Below are 14694 nucleotides of genomic sequence, written 5' to 3' on the forward strand. Positions count from 1 at the left end.
GGCAGGGAGTGGACCATGTTCACCCACGTCACCCGCACCCTCGTTCCCCAGCCCAGGACGAACCCCAGTATGCGACCGGCGGTCGTCCACGGGGACCCGCGTTGGCACCGGTTGACCCCGGTTGTCATCCGCTGGAGAGCACACACCGCGCACACCATTGAAAATCAACGACATTCCGTCGCTTACCACCGTAGGCGGCCCAACACGATGAGGCATTAGTTCAGACGGCAGACAGAGCGATCTCGTCTGCTGGGGTCGTGGATCCACGAACAACCTTCTCGATCCGGCCGGCCGCATCAACGGGGCTCTCGTGTTCCCAGATTCGGATCACCGTCCAGCCGGCGCCGGCGAGTAACTGATCGGTCTCCCGGTCACGTGCGCGGTTCCGGTCGATCTTCTCTCGCCAGAACTGTTCGTTGGCGCGGGCGGGGCGATAGTGCTCGGGGCATCCGTGCCAGTAGCAGCCGTCAACGAACACCGCGACGCGGGCGGTGGGGAAAACCAAGTCAGCTGTGCGCCGCAGTGCGGCCAGTGGGCGAGCGTTGACCCGATATCGCAAACCCGCTTTATGTACGAGCGAGCGTATCCGACGTTCGGGGCCGGTGTCGCGAGCCTTGTTGGCACGCATCACGGCTCGCACGGCCGGACTCTTCGCCCATGAGGTCTGGGCGGTGTCCAACGTAGCGAGAAGTCCCAGGCCCCAGGCGAGGCGCCACCCCTCGGCCAGATTCTCGCGCCGGGTGGCATGCTCGACCTCCCCGAGGTAGCGGGCGGGTGAGCGGCCACGATCTGACCATCGCAGATAGGCGCGGATTCGTCGCGTTCGTGGTAGCAGTTTGAGTTCGACGGAGGCGCGTGCCTGGCGTCCATCGCCCAGATCGACCCAGCGGCGGTCGGGTCCGCCGGCGGCCCGGTCCTGCTCGGTCGAAGCCGCTTGTCGGCTGCGACCCTTTCGTCCCTTCCAGGCCCTCGGATCTGGTGGCTTGTCCGCCCAACGCTGGTCGGACCGCGCCGATGATGTCACGGCTGGCTCTCGGCCTTATCGAGCGCGGCGGCGATGGCTCGGGCGAAAAACTCGCCAAGCATGACGGGAACGGCGTTACCGAGTTGGCGCATCTGCTCACCGCGAGGGCCGACGAGCTTCCAGTTGTCGGGGAAGGTCATGACTCGCGCTGTCTCGCGCACCGTCATGTATCGGTGCCGGTAAGCGTACGGCGATCCGTCGATGGGTTCGGGAAGCAGGTCGTCGGTCAACAGCACCGACTCCCCGCCGGGTACGCCGTGCACTCCGGCTTTGACTGTCTTCGCTGGTCGGTCGAGCTCGTTCGGGGTGTGGCCCGCGTAGATGCGTGCGTCCGGCCAGCCGATGTGGTCGGTGAATCCACCGAGCCGGTACTCCCGTCGGTCGAGTCGATCCCAAGGCACCGGGGGGAGGGGGCGCTGGTCATCAAGACCTTTAGTGGCGTCCCGGAGGGTGCGCCATGGAAGCGTGTTGTCAGTCTTGGGAGGGGTGATCGGTAGTCGCGACATGACACGTTGACGCACGTGGCCAGGGACGTCCGGATGCCGCTCCCAGTAGGAGCCGTCCAGCATCGACCGGATCAACGCGGCTTCCGAGTATGGCGGGCGCACGGCCTTCTGGAAGCCCTTGATGTCGACGCCGAGGTCTGATCTGAACGCCACGATGATGATTCGGTTACGGATCTGTGGGACGCCGTAGTCGGCCGCGTTCACCGTCGTGGTTACGACCTCGTACCGTCGCTTCGGGTCTGACGGCTCCTCATCCAGTCGCTTCCGCAGCACCTCGTCGTGCTCCCGCCACGTGGTGCCGTCGTCGCGTTCCTCAAACGGCAGACGCAACTCCCGCTCGATGTAGTCGAAGTACGGTTTGAAGGAGGGTCGCAGCAGGCCTCGGACGTTCTCGCATATGACCGCCTTGGGCTGGATCTGGCGGATGGCGCGGAACATCTCCGGGAACATGTTGCGCTTGTCCTCGTCACCCTTGGCGACGCCGCCCAAGCTGAAGGGCTGGCAGGGCGGCCCCCCAGCGAGTAGGTCAACGCGATCCCACAAGTAGTCGAACTTGATGTCGCGCACGTCCCCCTCGACGATGGGCCATCGCTCGCCGGGGGCAGGGATGCGCTCGGTCTCGCCGCGTGAGCTCGCGGCGTTGGCCTTGAGGGTCTCGCACGCGTACTTGACGAGCTCGTTGACCAAGAGGGGCCGGAAGCCCGCTCGATGGACGGCCATCGCGAGGCCACCGCCACCGGCGAAAAGCTCCACCGAGGTGCGGTCCCTGATCGGGTCTGCTGGCGGCTCAGACATGGCAGGAGCATACCGCGGAGTTATGGATCTTGAAAAGAGGCTCTCCGGAGCGCCACCGCTCGCGAGAGGGCGCCCGGGACCGGGTCGGCAACTGGAGCCCGCTCGCAGGCGACGTCGTGGATGTGCTTTGGTTACGCCAGCGAAGGAGGGGCGATGGCGACCTGGCAGGTCGGTCCGTTCGACAACGACGAGGCGGTCGAGTGGTGCGGAGTCCTGGAGGCGATCGCACCTGATCGGCGCACCGATCTGGCGCGCCGCGCACTCGAGGCGGCCGTGCCAGCCGGACGCGCCCCCACCGTGGGCGAGGCCGCTCGAGCGGTCGCGGCGGCCGCGACGATACTGCAGTCGCTCACCGGCGCGTCGGTCTCGGACTCGGCCTACGCTCCGCGGTTCCTCCTCGGCCGACGGGACATTCGGGTCAACGCATCGCTGCGGGACTTGGCCACGCGCGCACTCGACGGAGTGCTCGAAGACGGCTCGACCTGGCGCCTCGGGTGGGCTGGTGACGTCGAGGAGGAAGATGCGCTAGCCGTTATCGAGGAGCTTCGAGCAAACCTCGCATCAGCGGTGGTGCTGTAGGCGGCCAAGCTGGTCCCCGTCAGCGTGACATAACGTTGACGCGAGCCACTGGTGCTCAGAACAACCCGCCCGCCGCCACGCCGTCATCCGGCGCGTCCGCGACGACAGCGTCAGCCTCGACAGACGCTTTGTCGTTCTCAGCGGTAGTGAAGCTACCAGCCGCGAGCTGACCTAGGTCGCTGAGGAAGTCCGCCAGGATCGCCTCAAGCGTCGCGTGCGGCGGCACCCGCTTGAGATGGCCCTCGATCTCACTCCTGATCTGGCTTTCCGGCTTCTGATCCTCCGCGAGGCCACTGGCCCATTGCCTGCCAGGGTGCAGAGTGTCCCAGGGGGATCGCTTGTTCGCGCGGGTGGTGGCACTGTCCCCGTGCTTGCCCAGGCCGTAGCAGATCCTGATCTCGTTGTTCCAGATGGGCTTGAAGAAGTTGATGAGGTACTCCTCAGCCGCACGCTGGTATCCCGTCTGCACGATTAGGAAACGGCAATCGAAGTCCTCGTCGCGCAGCGTCGAGGTGGCCTTGGCGATGTTCTTCTTATGCTCGTTGAGGCGATCGAACAGGCTCGTTCCCTGGCTGACCGCGTCCTTCGCCGCGACGTCCTTGGGGTCGGCCTTGCCGACGTATATCGGTTGTTCCGTGCCAGAGAGCAGTGAGTAAGCGTCGAAGGGACCCTTGTAGTAAAGCGCGTAGACGCCGGCACCGTAGAAGGGCTGAAGGGAGACCAATGGATGCCGCTGCTGAGCGATCGTTGTTAGCGCGACGATGCGACCAGTGGTGGCCGGAGCGCTGGGGTCGAAGAGGCTGGTGGGTCTCAAAACTGGATCAAGGTGACTCACTGCCCGTTCGAGCCGGCTCACCTCGGCCGTTAGCGCCTTGCGCAGCGCGTTACGTGCGGAGGTTCGGCTCGGAGGAGTAACCGACTCCAAGTCGTCTACCAGGGCCGCGAGCTGCTTGACGACATGTGTGGCGGGGTCACCGTGGGGAGTCGGCAAAGACACTCTGCGAGGCTACACGAGCCCTGCGTGCCGCTTGCGTCGCGCGATGTAGTCGGCGACATGACCAGCACCGCACCCAACTTCATTGACTCACGAGACCCAGACCGATAGGGCGCGATCGATCAGGGTGACAACGCAGCCGAGCCGCCGCCCGGAGCCGCGACCGTCGTGAGGCAGCGTCGCTCCAGCAGGATGTCGGAGCCGTCGTCTAGCCTCAGCCGACACCCGTGGCGCGGGGTTTCGTGATATCAAGCGACTTGCCATCTGGTCGCCCAGCGGCGCGACACAACTGGAGACACCACATATGAAGATCACGCCCTCCGCCCGGATCCTGAGCATGCTAGGTGAGATCGACTTCGATCCTTGGCAGTGCGTCGCGGAGTTGATCGACAACTCGTTCGACGACTTCACCGAGATCGTGCGGGCGGACCAGCCGTGGGCGGGCGGATTCAAGGTCCGGGTCAGCCTCCCGGGACCCACGAAGTCCTCCGACGCGCGCCTGGAGATCGCCGACACAGGCCGAGGTATGAGCCGTGACATCCTCGAGATGGCCGTGCGCGCGGGATGGTCCAGCAACGACCGCTACGACAAGCTAGGCCTCTTTGGCATGGGCTTCAACGTGGCCACCGCGCGCCTGGGTCGCCGCACCCGCATCCTCACCACCCGTCCCGGCGATGCCGAATGGATCGGCGTTGAGATCGACCTTGACGAGATCGGTGACGACTTCGAGGCCACTGACATCACTGAACCCAAACTCGACCCGCACGACCACGGTACTCGGATCGAGATCAGCAAGCTTGACGGGGACCGAGCCGACTGGTTGCGGCGCAACGCCAACAACCTCCGCAAGACCCTAGGCAGCGTCTACGCCTGGCTCCTGGAGAACCGACCCTTCGAACTGTATGTGCAGGGTGTGCGGGTCAAGCCCCGTCGCCACTGTCGGTGGGGCGAGGATCGATCGATCACCTACGGCGCGGGCGCCAAGGCCGAAACCATCCCCGCCTACATCGCGATCAACGAGAAGTACGCCGACGCTGACGCCTGCGCCGACTGCGGTAACTGGCAGGAGCCCGACCGCGGTGCTTGCCAGCGGTGCGGTGGTGGCCGTCTAACCCGACGCGAGCGGCGCCTACATGGCTGGCTTGGTGTGCAGCGGCACCTGGACAAGCGCGAGTTCGGATTCGACTTCCTCCGTAACGGCCGCAAGATCCTTCAATGGGACAAGCGAGTCTTCGACTGGCAGAACCCGAACGATCCGCTGAGCCTGGTCGACACGGAGTATCCCATCGAGCTCGCCAACCAGGGCGGTCGGCTCATTGGCGAGATCCACCTCGACCACGTGCCGGTCGTATACCAGAAGAACGCCTTCGACTATGGAGATCGTGGCTGGCGGGCGGCGATCGACTATATCCGGGGGTCGGGCCCCCTACAGCCGGAGAAGGCCAAGCGCCTCGGGTATCCGGAGAACGACAGTCCGCTGGGCCTGTTGTACAAGGGCTTCCGACGTAACGCTGTCGGCAAGCGACACCTGATTCCCGGCGACGGCCACGGGCCCATCCACGATGAGACCCGTCGCTGGGCGCAGCGGTTCCACGACGGCGACCAGCGCTATCAGAACGACGACCTGTGGTGGGAAGCCGTCGAGAGTCATGAAGCGCGGGCCAAACGCGGCAAGCTCGACACCGCCCAGCAGGACAATCCCGCCACCCACGACGAGGCGGCCGTCCTGGAGGCGCTCGGCCTGTCCAGTGGGTCGGGATCGACCGGCGGACCCACGGGGTCGGATGCGACCACGACGCTCACGGCGAAGAATCGGCCCGTCACCGTGCCGACGCCGAGGAGGGAGACCAGCCAGGAGCGCATCGAGCGCCTTCGCGCGGACTCCGAAGTCATGCCGGAACTGTCACGCGACTTCGGCCTCGCCCGCCTTGGTCACTTGACCGTCGAAACGCGACGTCTGTCCAGTGCCCGGCTGGTCGATGAGGACGGCCAGACGACCCCGGTGTTGCTGGTCCAGGGTCCAGGTGGCAGTGCCACCGCCTTCGTCGATCCGGTCCATGAGGCGTTCGCGAAGCTCGGTGCTGACGTGACCGAGCCTTTGTTGATTGAGATCGCCGCCGTGCTGAGAGTGCGGGCAGACAGCTCGACGAGCCTGTCCCAGTTGGTCGCGTCGCTGCGGGCGGAGTGCCTTCCCCACACCGCCCTCAACGCCCACGCCGTCGTCGGTGAGGCGCGAGAGCTGCTCAGCGTCATTCGCGCGCGCATGGCCGCCTGCGTCCAAGACGAACCTCGTCGCGCCTTTCAGTACTTGAGCCCCGACGAGGTCAGCAGCGTCGAGAACGACATGATCGCCAACGGCATGGTCTCCCGCACCGCCACCCTCGGCGAGGACGGCGACTTCGTCCTGCACGCTCCGCCTCTCTACCTGGTGACACTTTTGGAGTCTTGGCCCGAGGCGTTCATGGACGGCAAGACGTTCAGCAACCCCTACGCCACGTTGACCTCCCGCGCTGCCGCCCGGTTGAGCCTCGCCCGCACGGCCGGTCCGCTCGGTGACGTCGCGATGCTGGTGGAGCACCCGAACGCGGACAACCCGCTGATCTTGCAGCGAACTCGTCTAAGTGTGCGGATGCTCGACGACCAACTCGCGGTCGGAGCATGAGCGATGGATTCCTCTCGGCCGAGGAACTCCTCGAGGGTGGTCCACGGGGGCTTACTCATGCCGTGGAGCGAGCGTTGTGGCACATGGGCTTCTCCGACGTGCGGATCGTCGATGGCGCTGGCGACGAGGGCGCCGACCTTCTGGCCGTCCGTGATCGCGAGCAGTGGGTGTTGCAATGCAAGTGGTCCAGCCGGGGGGCGATTGGCCGGGAAGGCGTCGATGACCTCGAACGGGCCCGCACTCGCTATCGGGCCGACAAGTGCGTCCTTGTCACCAACGCCGCTGTCAACGCACCCGCCATCCAACGGCTGGAGGCATTGAGGTCCGTCGGCGTGGGCATCCGGGTGTGGGATGGCCCGACCCTCGCTCAGCTGTGGCAGCGCATGCCGGACCGGGTTCCGGGCCGCTACGCTCTGCGCGATTACCAGTCTGCTGCCGCCGACGCCATCGAGGCCGATCTCGCCGCGAATGGCACCGCCTTGTTGATCCTCGCCACAGGGCTGGGCAAGACGGTGGTAGGCGGGGAGACCATTGATCGCCTTCTTCGGAGACGCCCTCAAGCTCGAGTTCTCGTCGTCGCGCACATGAAGGACCTGGTCGAGCAATTGGAGCGCGCGATGTGGCGGCACCTCGACAAGCGTGTCCCCACCCGGCTACTCACCGGCGACACCAGGCCCCGCACCTACGACGGGGTCCTCGTCGGCACCGTCGAGTCGGTTCTTGGTGCCGTCAGGTCCGGCTGGCGCCCCGATCTGGTCATGGTCGACGAGACGCACCACGTCGCCGAGCAGGGTAGGTTTGCGGAACTGCTCGACCTGTGCGGTGATGCGCTGACGTTCGGCGTCACCGCTACCCCCTGGCGGGGCGACAAATTCGACATCACCGCCCGGTTCGGGCCGCCGAGCTTCTCCATGGGGATCGCCGAAGGCATGCGCGCGGGCTTTCTGTCGGCCGTGGACTACCGGCTCTTCGTTGACAACGTCGATTGGGACACAGTCAAGGAGGCCAGTCAGCACGGGTACTCCATTAAAGAACTTAACCGCAAGCTGTTCCTACCTCAGCGCGACGAGGAAATCATCGAACGACTCCGAGACGCCTGGCGTCTGACCCCCGACCCACGGGCCATCTTGTTCTGTCAGACCATCGAACACGCCGAACGCATGGCCTCCCGGCTCGCCAGCGCCGATCGGGAGTGGCGGTCGGCGTCATTCCTGCACAGCGGCCTGTCGCGACAGCGCCGCCAAGTCCTGCTCAACGAATTTCGGCTCGGCCGTGTCCCCATCATCACCTGCGTGGACGTATTCAACGAGGGCGTCGACGTCCCCGACGTCAATCTCATCGCGTTCCTACGCGTCACCCACAGCAGACGCATCTTCGTCCAGCAACTCGGCCGCGGTTTGCGGCTGAGCCCGGGCAAGGAGGCGCTCAAGGTGCTCGACTTCGTCACCGACATCCGCCGGGTCGCCGCGACCCTCGACCTTCGGCGATCATTGGACGCCGCTGAGAGCGAGAGCTTGACCCTGTCCCGGCGACACGGCTCGCGGATCATGTTCAGCGACGAGACCATCGGCGACCTACTCGATCACTGGATCAAGGACGCCGCCAGCCTGGAGACCGCAGCCGATGAGGTGCGCCTGCAGTTCCCCGCCGACGGAGGAGTCGACTAAAGATATGGTTATGCCCAAGGAAGTCGAGCTAGACATCGTCCGGTTCCTCTACGCCGACGCGCAAGAGCTGGACTGGGAGCACCTGAGTGACACCGAGAAGAGCTCCAGCTACGACCAATGGGCGCAGGATCCCCGCTTCACCGACCGTCTGTCGCTGTGGATCAAGACGCCCCAAGAACGCAGGGTTTGGATCAAGGACGGACCCATGAAGGAGTACGCCCGAGCCCGCAACGGTGTGGGCAAGTACGCGGCCGTCCTGGACAGCCCTACCGCCGAGGTCAGCGACCACGTCCGCATGGCCCTTGGGACCGGCTGGGAGGTCGACCCGGCCACCCTGCAAATCAAGCCATTGAGGGTCCTCGCCCGGCGGGCTGATGAGACCGTCCGCTTCGCCTGGGCACCCGCCAAAGACTTCAAACATCTGGTCTGGGCCGCCATTAAGGCCCAAGCGTACGGTGACATCGATCCCTGGGTTCTTTGCGTGGTCAGCTCGTTCGCGAAACCCGTCAAACGGGAGGACCGACTCTTCCACGAGAAGATCGGTGAGCGGTGTGGGCTACGCGTGGCCCACATTACGAGCCGCGAATGACCGACGAGCCACCCATGACCGCCTCCTCGGCGCACATGACCGATCATCGGATGGCCTGTGCCTCACCGAGCCCGCCGCCACGGCGCGGGTCACCCCACCCAACCGTGGCGGGATCCTCGAATTCGACCCGCCGCGTTCGTGACCTCCACCGACGTGCTGTACCTGCTCTCCGAGGACGGCCCCGGCTCCCCCGCCCCTCTGGTCGCCGCCCTCACCGACGCCGTCCTGCGCGCCGGCGAGCTGCGCGCCCGCGCCTCAGCCGAACGCCGCCTGGACCAGCCGCTGCTGAGCGTCCTCGACGAGGCCGCGAACATCTGCCGCCTGCGGTAACTGCTCAACCTCTACTCTTACTACGGCTCCCACCGCCTGCCGATCATCACCATCCTGCATTCCTACCCGCAGGGCGTCGACGTGTGGGGACGCGAGGGCATGCGCAACCTGTCGTCGGCGGCGAACGTCTGCACCTACGGCGGCGGCGTCGCCGATCCGGACTGGCTCGAAGAGCTGTCGAAGCTGATCGGCGAGCACGACGTCACCACCCGGTCGACACACGCCCACGACCGGCGCGGCCGCCGACGCCGTCGCCGACCTCAGCGCGCTCCTCGGCCAGCTCGCCGGCGACCCGGGCGCAGCACCGCCGGCCCCCGAGGCGCCGGTGGCGGGACCGACTGGCGCGGAACCGGTCTACCGCAACACGGAGGCGTTCGTCGGCGATCGACTCGCCCACGTCGTCGAGCGTCGCCTCGCCTCCGGGCCGACCAGCGGGATCAACTGGTGCCCCGGGGTGGGCGCACCCCGAGGCGATCTCCCGCCTCTACGCGCTCTGGCGGACCTGAGAGACACTGCGGTTCAGCGATCCCCAGACCGGCATGAGCACCTGGTGGCGCGATCACCTCGACCCACACCTCGCCGCACTGGCCGCCGAGTACGGGCCGTTTAGCCGGTGCGGCCCGGACAGACACACCGAACCCCGACCGCTGCCGGTCGACCCTGCGCCATCGGAGGTCCTCGTTCAACTCCCCGACGCAACCGGCGTTTGATTCCTCGGCATCAGCCCGTCCGCCCAGTACAGGGACGGCTTCTGCCCTGCCCGTGGCCATCTCGGTGATCGCCGCCGCTCTCAGGAAGCACACTCCGGCGTCAACTCAGGAAGCACGTTGCGGGGTTGGTGACGGAGATTTACGGCCGGCGGTACGGTCTGCGTTACCGGAGGGAATTAATCAACACACCATCGGGCGGTACTTGAACCCAACCTCATCCGTCATATTGTTGGGTGACGTAGTAAAGAGAACGGGCGGGAAGCTCTCGCTCCCCGCCCGCTCCCTCAGTAGGACGTCATCGGTGAGTTCTGGCTACCAACCACTCCACCGTCGACTGTCCCAGTACCGCGAGGGCCTTCGCCGCCACGGCAAGGCCCTCGCGCTGTTGGTAGGCCGCCACCAAGGCGACCAACTCCAGCGCGGGCCTCGCCATCCGCCACACCCGCTCGCTACGGGAGGTGGCCCGTGGAGGGTCCTGCCCCTGCTGCTCCGCCACCGTGCTTTCTCCCATCCGCCCCGAGTTTCGGAGCACCGCGCGGTAACGCTCCGAAAAGCAGCCCGGGCGCGCGGGAGCAACCACAGCAAGTCACAGCAGCGGTACGAGATCGACGGTAACCGAGCGACCCGATACGGCGCGTCTTCCCACGGCCGACACGCCGAGTCCACCCGAGACGTTCGGAGAAATTCTCGGCCTGTCGGCATACCGAGCCGCCGCTCGCGGCTCTTGAGTCCGGGACATCGCTCGCCGGTCAGGTCACCACCGGCCGGGGATGGTATGTCGCAGCGCCCTCAGTGAGACAGGTCCAGACGATCGTTGACGAGAGGCATTCCCGGCCCCTCACGAACGGGTGCGTTGGTGGACCACTACTTCGACAGGGCGCTCCGGGGGCGCCGCGCAGGTCGAAAGGGAAGAACACAATGGACACCTCCATCCGCAACCCCACGCCACCGTCGCGCCGGCCCGGCGGAGGCTGGAGTGCTGGGCGGCTCGTCACCCTGATCAATGCGGTACTCGCCGGGGTCGGCGGGGTGTACCTGGTCACCGAATCGGTGACGATCACCATCGTGGCCGCCGGGATGGCGGTCATCGTCGTGGCGCTGGTCCTGCGGGCCCAACGTTGATCTGGCTGTCACCGGCCCGAACACAGGTCGTCAAAATCTTGAGCCCACGCCCTCACGCTGCGGTCCTCCTGGACCAGTACCGCGAGGGAAGGTTCGTACGGTTGCTGCTTGTCCTTGAACGACGATCGGAGGTAGGCCCGGGTGGATGCCGACAAGGGCCTGGCGCAGACCAAGCCCACACCGCGGGTCGTACGCCACGCCCAGGTTAGGGAGGAAATCTCGGCCTTCTACCGCGCCGGGTACCGCAAGCTGCTCGTGACGGTGATGTACGCCGGCGCCACCCGGCACGAGGCAGATGAGGCGGTCGCGACGACGGTCAAGGAGATGCTGGCGCGCTGGGACACCATCGACGACCACGTCGCCTTCGCCCGCCGGGCGGTGATCAGCAATTTTCTGAAGGAGAAGACTCGCAACCTCGATCGGATTCGCCGGCGGCAGGTCGAGAAGCGGGCCGGCACCGCCGAGAGCCGCGAGGACCCCGGAATGACCGTCTGGGAAGACCGCGAGTGGGTCATGCAGATGTTGAACTCGCTCTCACCCGGACAGCGCAGCGTGATGGCCCATATGGTCGACGGCTTCACTCCGACCGAGATCGCCACGGCACTCGGCCGCTCACCGGACGCGATCCGCCAGAGCCTGAAAGAGGCACGGGCACGACTCAAGGAGGCGTGTCAGCGCGAATGGGCTGCTGAGCAGCCACCTTCGCCCCATCACAACCCGGCCCGGAAGGAGGGACAATGACCATCAACGACGCCGCGCCGGACCCGATGGAAGATCCCGAGCAGATTGGCCAGGCGTTCGACGAGGTCTTCGACCTGGTCGACGAGATCGTTGGGCGTGTCACCGATGATGAGATCGAGCAGCGACTGCGTCACCTACTCGCCGACACGGCCACGCTGGCTGACGAGGCCGGCCCGAGCAATCTAGACCGCATGCTCCGAGGCCCCGGCTGGGATATCCGCAGCCGTCTGGATTTGGCCGACTCGATTGGCCCGGATCCGATGGCGCTGCCCGGCCTAATCGGCCCGGAGGTGTGGGATGAGATGCACCGCGCCCTCAGGGTCGCCCGGGAGCAACTAGTAGACGTGCGAGCGGCCGTCGACGCCGCTCGACGAGAGGCGACCGAACAGCTCGCCGTGGCCGCCGCCGCGAAGCGGCAGGCAGAAGAGGTGACCGCCGGAGTCAATGCGTACGTCGACGCCGCGCTGGACCGGGCCAGGAGCGTGCTCGCCGAGGCTCGGGCAGAAGCCGCACGGCTCATCACGGAGGCGAAACTGGGGGCTCAAGAGACGCTTGCTGCTGCCCAGTCCCTCGCCGAGGCGACCAACGTACAGCCCGACGCGTCTGGGTGGTCGAGAGCCCGCCACCTCGTGCTGGTCGGATCCGCGGGCAGCGGCAAGACGGCATTTCTCGCGACGGTCACGCAGGCGCTCATGAGAGGGCTGGACAACGGCGCGTATGTTGGGCCGTTGCTGCCTTTAAAGGTAGATGTCCAACGTCCCCCGATACATTGGCACCGACGGCCCATTCCTATCGAGCCGCTGATGCTCCCACCTGGAACGCATGGGTTCCCTCACAAAGGCCTCAACCGGATTGCCTTCTCCGACCTAGTCAGCTGCACCGATGTCGTCGACCTGGTGTACGACGACGAGCAAGTCGACGTCCTCATCAATGTCGACGGTCGCGGCGAGGACGACCCCAGCAAGTTGGGTGCGGGCCATCATTCGGCTGGATCTCTGAGGTTTGCGTCCACGTCATGGCGCACACCAGAGATGCGGGCTGGAGATGGGGGAACGCCGAAGCTGCCTCTGCTGGTGCTGGTACTCAGCCATCGGTGGTCAGATTTCGGGCAGCCGGCGATACCAGGATTCGACGTCGACGAGTTGATTGACTGTGAGCGCCGCCAGAGAGAAGCCACTGCCTTGACTCACGAAGGCAGCACAACTACGAGGGATAAGCCAGTTGAGGTCTACGGTTACACGACGAAGAAGTAGGCCCCGCGCGGTCGGCACGCAACGCCCGGAGATCAGGGCACAATCACGTAGCTCGGGTGGTGCTTCAACACCGCAGACTTCCGACTGGTGACCTGCTCCCACTGGCGGCGGTAGACTCACAAACCGAGGCCTGGAAGACGGTCGCGCACGAACAGATACATGCGCAGATAGTCTTCTGCGCCGAACAGCGCGATCGCCGGGCTAATCCCGTTTGACCCGCTTAGCCCAGGACCTGACGACGGCTTTGCGCCATTGCCGGCTGGCTCGACCTCGAACAGGGTCGCGGTAATGGCCACGTCCGCTCTCCCCACGGGCAGCACCACCTCGGGGACGCCTCTGACCTGTCGGGCGAGAGCGGCGATGTAAGACCCCTCGCCGGTCGTGGGCATGCTCTGCGGCCACCGGCCGTAAAGCACACGGTAGGCGCGAATGCAGGCACCGGTATCGGGGCGGCCGCATCTATAGCATCCCGAATCATCCAATCTGCGACGCCCGTGGCGCATTGCCTCAGCTCCGGCTGCCGTCCGTCTTGATGCCGTTGACGAACGCGCCCCAGGCGGCCAGCTCGAAGCTCAGCATCCCGGCAGCCGGAGCTTTGGAGTCGCGTACGTCGACCTGAACGCCCCGGTCGCGCACCTCGACGCACTGGCCGTTATTGCCCGAACGGCTCGACTTACGCCAGGCGTTACGCTCCATGCTTGCTCAGCTCCTTGATGAACTTTGCGGACTCGGCCGGCGACCGTGCCAGCGTCCTCAGATTGTCGTACGCGGCCGAGAGTCGCGCCAGGTCGCGGCTCGATTCGAGGAACAGCTCGCCGGCGAGGGTCTCGATATAACCCAGCGGCGGCTCATCTTGCTCGAAGGCGAGCAGGGCAAAGCCGCTGGTGATTGCCAGGTGAGCGCCGGCTTCGAACCGGAGGACCTGGATCGTGACGTTGGGCATTCGGCTCAGCGTGGCCAGGTGGTCGAGTTGTTCGCGCAGGATTTCCGGGCCGCCGACCTCTGTCCGCACGGCCGCCTCGGAGAGGATTGCGTGCATCCGTAGCGGCGTCGGCTGCCGGTGTAGCACCTCTTGCCGTGTCATCCGGGCGGCGACTCGTTGGTTGATGGTATCCGTATCGGACTCGCGCCCGATGGTGTTGACTTCGCGGGCGTAGCGCTCGGTCTGCAGCAGTCCCGGCACCAGCATCGGCTCGAAGTTCTTGAGCTCGACGGCCTCGCTCTCGTAGGCGATGTATGTCGCGTAACGGCCACCGAGGCGCTGCCACCATCCGTCCTCGCGCAGATCGCGTGCCTGTTGCAGCAGCGACGTGGCGGGCTCCTCGTTGAGGCTGACGCCGTACGTGACCAACAACTCCATGACATCGCCGGCGCGGGGTTTGATTTCGCCCGATTCGATCCGGCTGATCCGAGACGACGAGCAGCGGACGAGCTTCGCTGTCTCCTCACCGGTCAGGCCCTTGGTCTCGCGGAGTTTGCGTAGCTCTCGGCCGAGCCGCCGAGAGCGCGGTGTCGCTGGCGTGAATCGAGGCATGTCGTGATTCTGCACCAGATCCATGCGCTCGCGTGCATCGCATCGCGTGCGGACGCAGGCGTTGATCATATGCACGTGCTTGCTTTGCATCACATGATGCGGCAGTCTGCTTATCGGGCACCACCGATGTGATCCCCAGCCAGAGAGGTGGGAAGTACTTCGTGATTACCGAGGTCGTAGGGGTCGTG

General features: G+C 65.8%; 16 protein-coding genes. 10 read left to right on the top strand and 6 right to left on the bottom strand.

Going from position 1 to position 14694, the window contains the following annotated elements; all coding sequences use genetic code 11:
• Positions 1-220: 220 nt before the first annotated feature.
• Positions 221-640 carry a very short patch repair endonuclease gene (locus M8C17_RS01495; RefSeq protein ID WP_252414306.1) on the bottom strand — a complete coding sequence of 140 codons (420 nt, stop codon included), beginning with the start codon at positions 638-640 and terminating at the stop codon, positions 221-223.
• Between the two features lie 380 nt (positions 641-1020).
• Positions 1021-2325 carry a DNA cytosine methyltransferase gene (locus M8C17_RS01500; protein WP_252414307.1) on the bottom strand — a complete coding sequence of 435 codons (1305 nt, stop codon included), beginning with the start codon at positions 2323-2325 and terminating at the stop codon, positions 1021-1023.
• A 153-nt stretch (positions 2326-2478) separates the two neighbouring features.
• On the opposite strand from M8C17_RS01500, the gene M8C17_RS01505 reads away from it, so the two are divergent.
• A complete protein-coding gene (locus tag M8C17_RS01505; protein ID WP_252414309.1) occupies positions 2479-2904 on the top strand; it encodes a DUF4259 domain-containing protein in 426 nt (141 codons plus the stop codon).
• Positions 2905-2959: 55 nt separating this feature from the next.
• Here M8C17_RS01505 and M8C17_RS01510 read toward each other — a convergent pair whose 3' ends face one another.
• Complete coding sequence (locus M8C17_RS01510; RefSeq protein WP_252414310.1) at positions 2960-3901, bottom strand: Eco29kI family restriction endonuclease; 942 nt, start codon at positions 3899-3901, stop codon at positions 2960-2962.
• Between the two features lie 301 nt (positions 3902-4202).
• Here M8C17_RS01510 and M8C17_RS01515 point away from each other — a divergent pair, with 301 nt between their 5' ends.
• From M8C17_RS01515 to M8C17_RS01555, 9 genes are all read left to right on the top strand, one after another.
• On the top strand, positions 4203-6560 hold the full coding sequence (locus tag M8C17_RS01515) for an ATP-binding protein (RefSeq protein WP_252414312.1): 2358 nt from the start codon (positions 4203-4205) through the stop codon (positions 6558-6560).
• A complete protein-coding gene (locus tag M8C17_RS01520; protein WP_256481919.1) occupies positions 6557-8227 on the top strand; it encodes a DEAD/DEAH box helicase family protein in 1671 nt (556 codons plus the stop codon). Before M8C17_RS01515 ends, M8C17_RS01520 begins: the two co-directional genes overlap by 4 nt.
• Positions 8228-8237: 10 nt before the next feature.
• Positions 8238-8816, top strand: a complete 579-nt coding sequence (locus tag M8C17_RS01525) for a hypothetical protein (protein ID WP_252414315.1) — start codon at positions 8238-8240, stop codon at positions 8814-8816.
• A gap of 138 nt (positions 8817-8954) precedes the next feature.
• Positions 8955-9146 carry a type IV secretory system conjugative DNA transfer family protein gene (locus M8C17_RS01530; protein WP_252414316.1) on the top strand — a complete coding sequence of 64 codons (192 nt, stop codon included), beginning with the start codon at positions 8955-8957 and terminating at the stop codon, positions 9144-9146.
• Positions 9147-9200: 54 nt separating this feature from the next.
• Positions 9201-9689, top strand: coding sequence for a TraM recognition domain-containing protein (locus M8C17_RS01535; RefSeq protein ID WP_252415053.1), 489 nt, complete (start codon positions 9201-9203; stop codon positions 9687-9689).
• Positions 9686-9856, top strand: a complete 171-nt coding sequence (locus M8C17_RS01540; protein WP_252414317.1) for a DUF4913 domain-containing protein — start codon at positions 9686-9688, stop codon at positions 9854-9856. The genes M8C17_RS01535 and M8C17_RS01540 overlap by 4 nt, the downstream gene beginning before the upstream one ends.
• Positions 9857-10774: 918 nt before the next feature.
• Complete coding sequence (locus M8C17_RS01545; RefSeq protein ID WP_252414319.1) at positions 10775-10978, top strand: hypothetical protein; 204 nt, start codon at positions 10775-10777, stop codon at positions 10976-10978.
• 141 nt (positions 10979-11119) lie between these two features.
• A complete protein-coding gene (locus M8C17_RS01550) occupies positions 11120-11719 on the top strand; it encodes an RNA polymerase sigma factor (protein ID WP_252414320.1) in 600 nt (199 codons plus the stop codon).
• Positions 11716-12972 carry a hypothetical protein gene (locus tag M8C17_RS01555; protein ID WP_252414321.1) on the top strand — a complete coding sequence of 419 codons (1257 nt, stop codon included), beginning with the start codon at positions 11716-11718 and terminating at the stop codon, positions 12970-12972. Before M8C17_RS01550 ends, M8C17_RS01555 begins: the two co-directional genes overlap by 4 nt.
• Before the next feature lie 116 nt (positions 12973-13088).
• On the opposite strand, the gene M8C17_RS01560 is transcribed toward M8C17_RS01555, so the two are convergent.
• From M8C17_RS01560 to M8C17_RS01570, 3 genes are all read right to left on the bottom strand, one after another.
• Positions 13089-13268 (bottom strand): hypothetical protein, encoded by a 180-nt coding sequence (locus M8C17_RS01560; protein ID WP_252414323.1) that lies wholly within the window; start codon positions 13266-13268, stop codon positions 13089-13091.
• 211 nt (positions 13269-13479) lie between these two features.
• Entirely contained in the window at positions 13480-13668 is a 189-nt protein-coding gene (locus tag M8C17_RS01565) for a DUF397 domain-containing protein (RefSeq protein WP_210918213.1), read from the bottom strand.
• Positions 13658-14596: a DUF5753 domain-containing protein gene (locus tag M8C17_RS01570; RefSeq protein WP_252414324.1), complete on the bottom strand. Its 939-nt coding sequence runs from the start codon at positions 14594-14596 to the stop codon at positions 13658-13660. The genes M8C17_RS01565 and M8C17_RS01570 overlap by 11 nt, the downstream gene beginning before the upstream one ends.
• Between the last annotated feature and the right edge of the window lie 98 nt (positions 14597-14694).

Source organism: Micromonospora sp. RHAY321 (assembly GCF_023896955.1).
GTDB lineage: Bacteria > Actinomycetota > Actinomycetes > Mycobacteriales > Micromonosporaceae > Micromonospora.

Bases quoted from the DNA above. Each gene is read 5' to 3' on its own strand.
- M8C17_RS01500 (WP_252414307.1), bottom strand. From the start codon at position 2,325: ATGTCTGAGCCGCCAGCAGACCCGATCAGGGACCGCACCTCGGTGGAG.
- M8C17_RS01505 (WP_252414309.1), top strand. From the start codon at position 2,479: ATGGCGACCTGGCAGGTCGGTCCGTTCGACAACGACGAGGCGGTCGAG.
- M8C17_RS01515 (WP_252414312.1), top strand. From the start codon at position 4,203: ATGAAGATCACGCCCTCCGCCCGGATCCTGAGCATGCTAGGTGAGATC.
- M8C17_RS01520 (WP_256481919.1), top strand. From the start codon at position 6,557: ATGAGCGATGGATTCCTCTCGGCCGAGGAACTCCTCGAGGGTGGTCCA.
- M8C17_RS01525 (WP_252414315.1), top strand. From the start codon at position 8,238: ATGCCCAAGGAAGTCGAGCTAGACATCGTCCGGTTCCTCTACGCCGAC.
- M8C17_RS01540 (WP_252414317.1), top strand. From the start codon at position 9,686: ATGAGCACCTGGTGGCGCGATCACCTCGACCCACACCTCGCCGCACTG.
- M8C17_RS01545 (WP_252414319.1), top strand. From the start codon at position 10,775: ATGGACACCTCCATCCGCAACCCCACGCCACCGTCGCGCCGGCCCGGC.
- M8C17_RS01555 (WP_252414321.1), top strand. From the start codon at position 11,716: ATGACCATCAACGACGCCGCGCCGGACCCGATGGAAGATCCCGAGCAG.
- M8C17_RS01565 (WP_210918213.1), bottom strand. From the start codon at position 13,668: ATGGAGCGTAACGCCTGGCGTAAGTCGAGCCGTTCGGGCAATAACGGC.
- M8C17_RS01570 (WP_252414324.1), bottom strand. From the start codon at position 14,596: ATGCAAAGCAAGCACGTGCATATGATCAACGCCTGCGTCCGCACGCGA.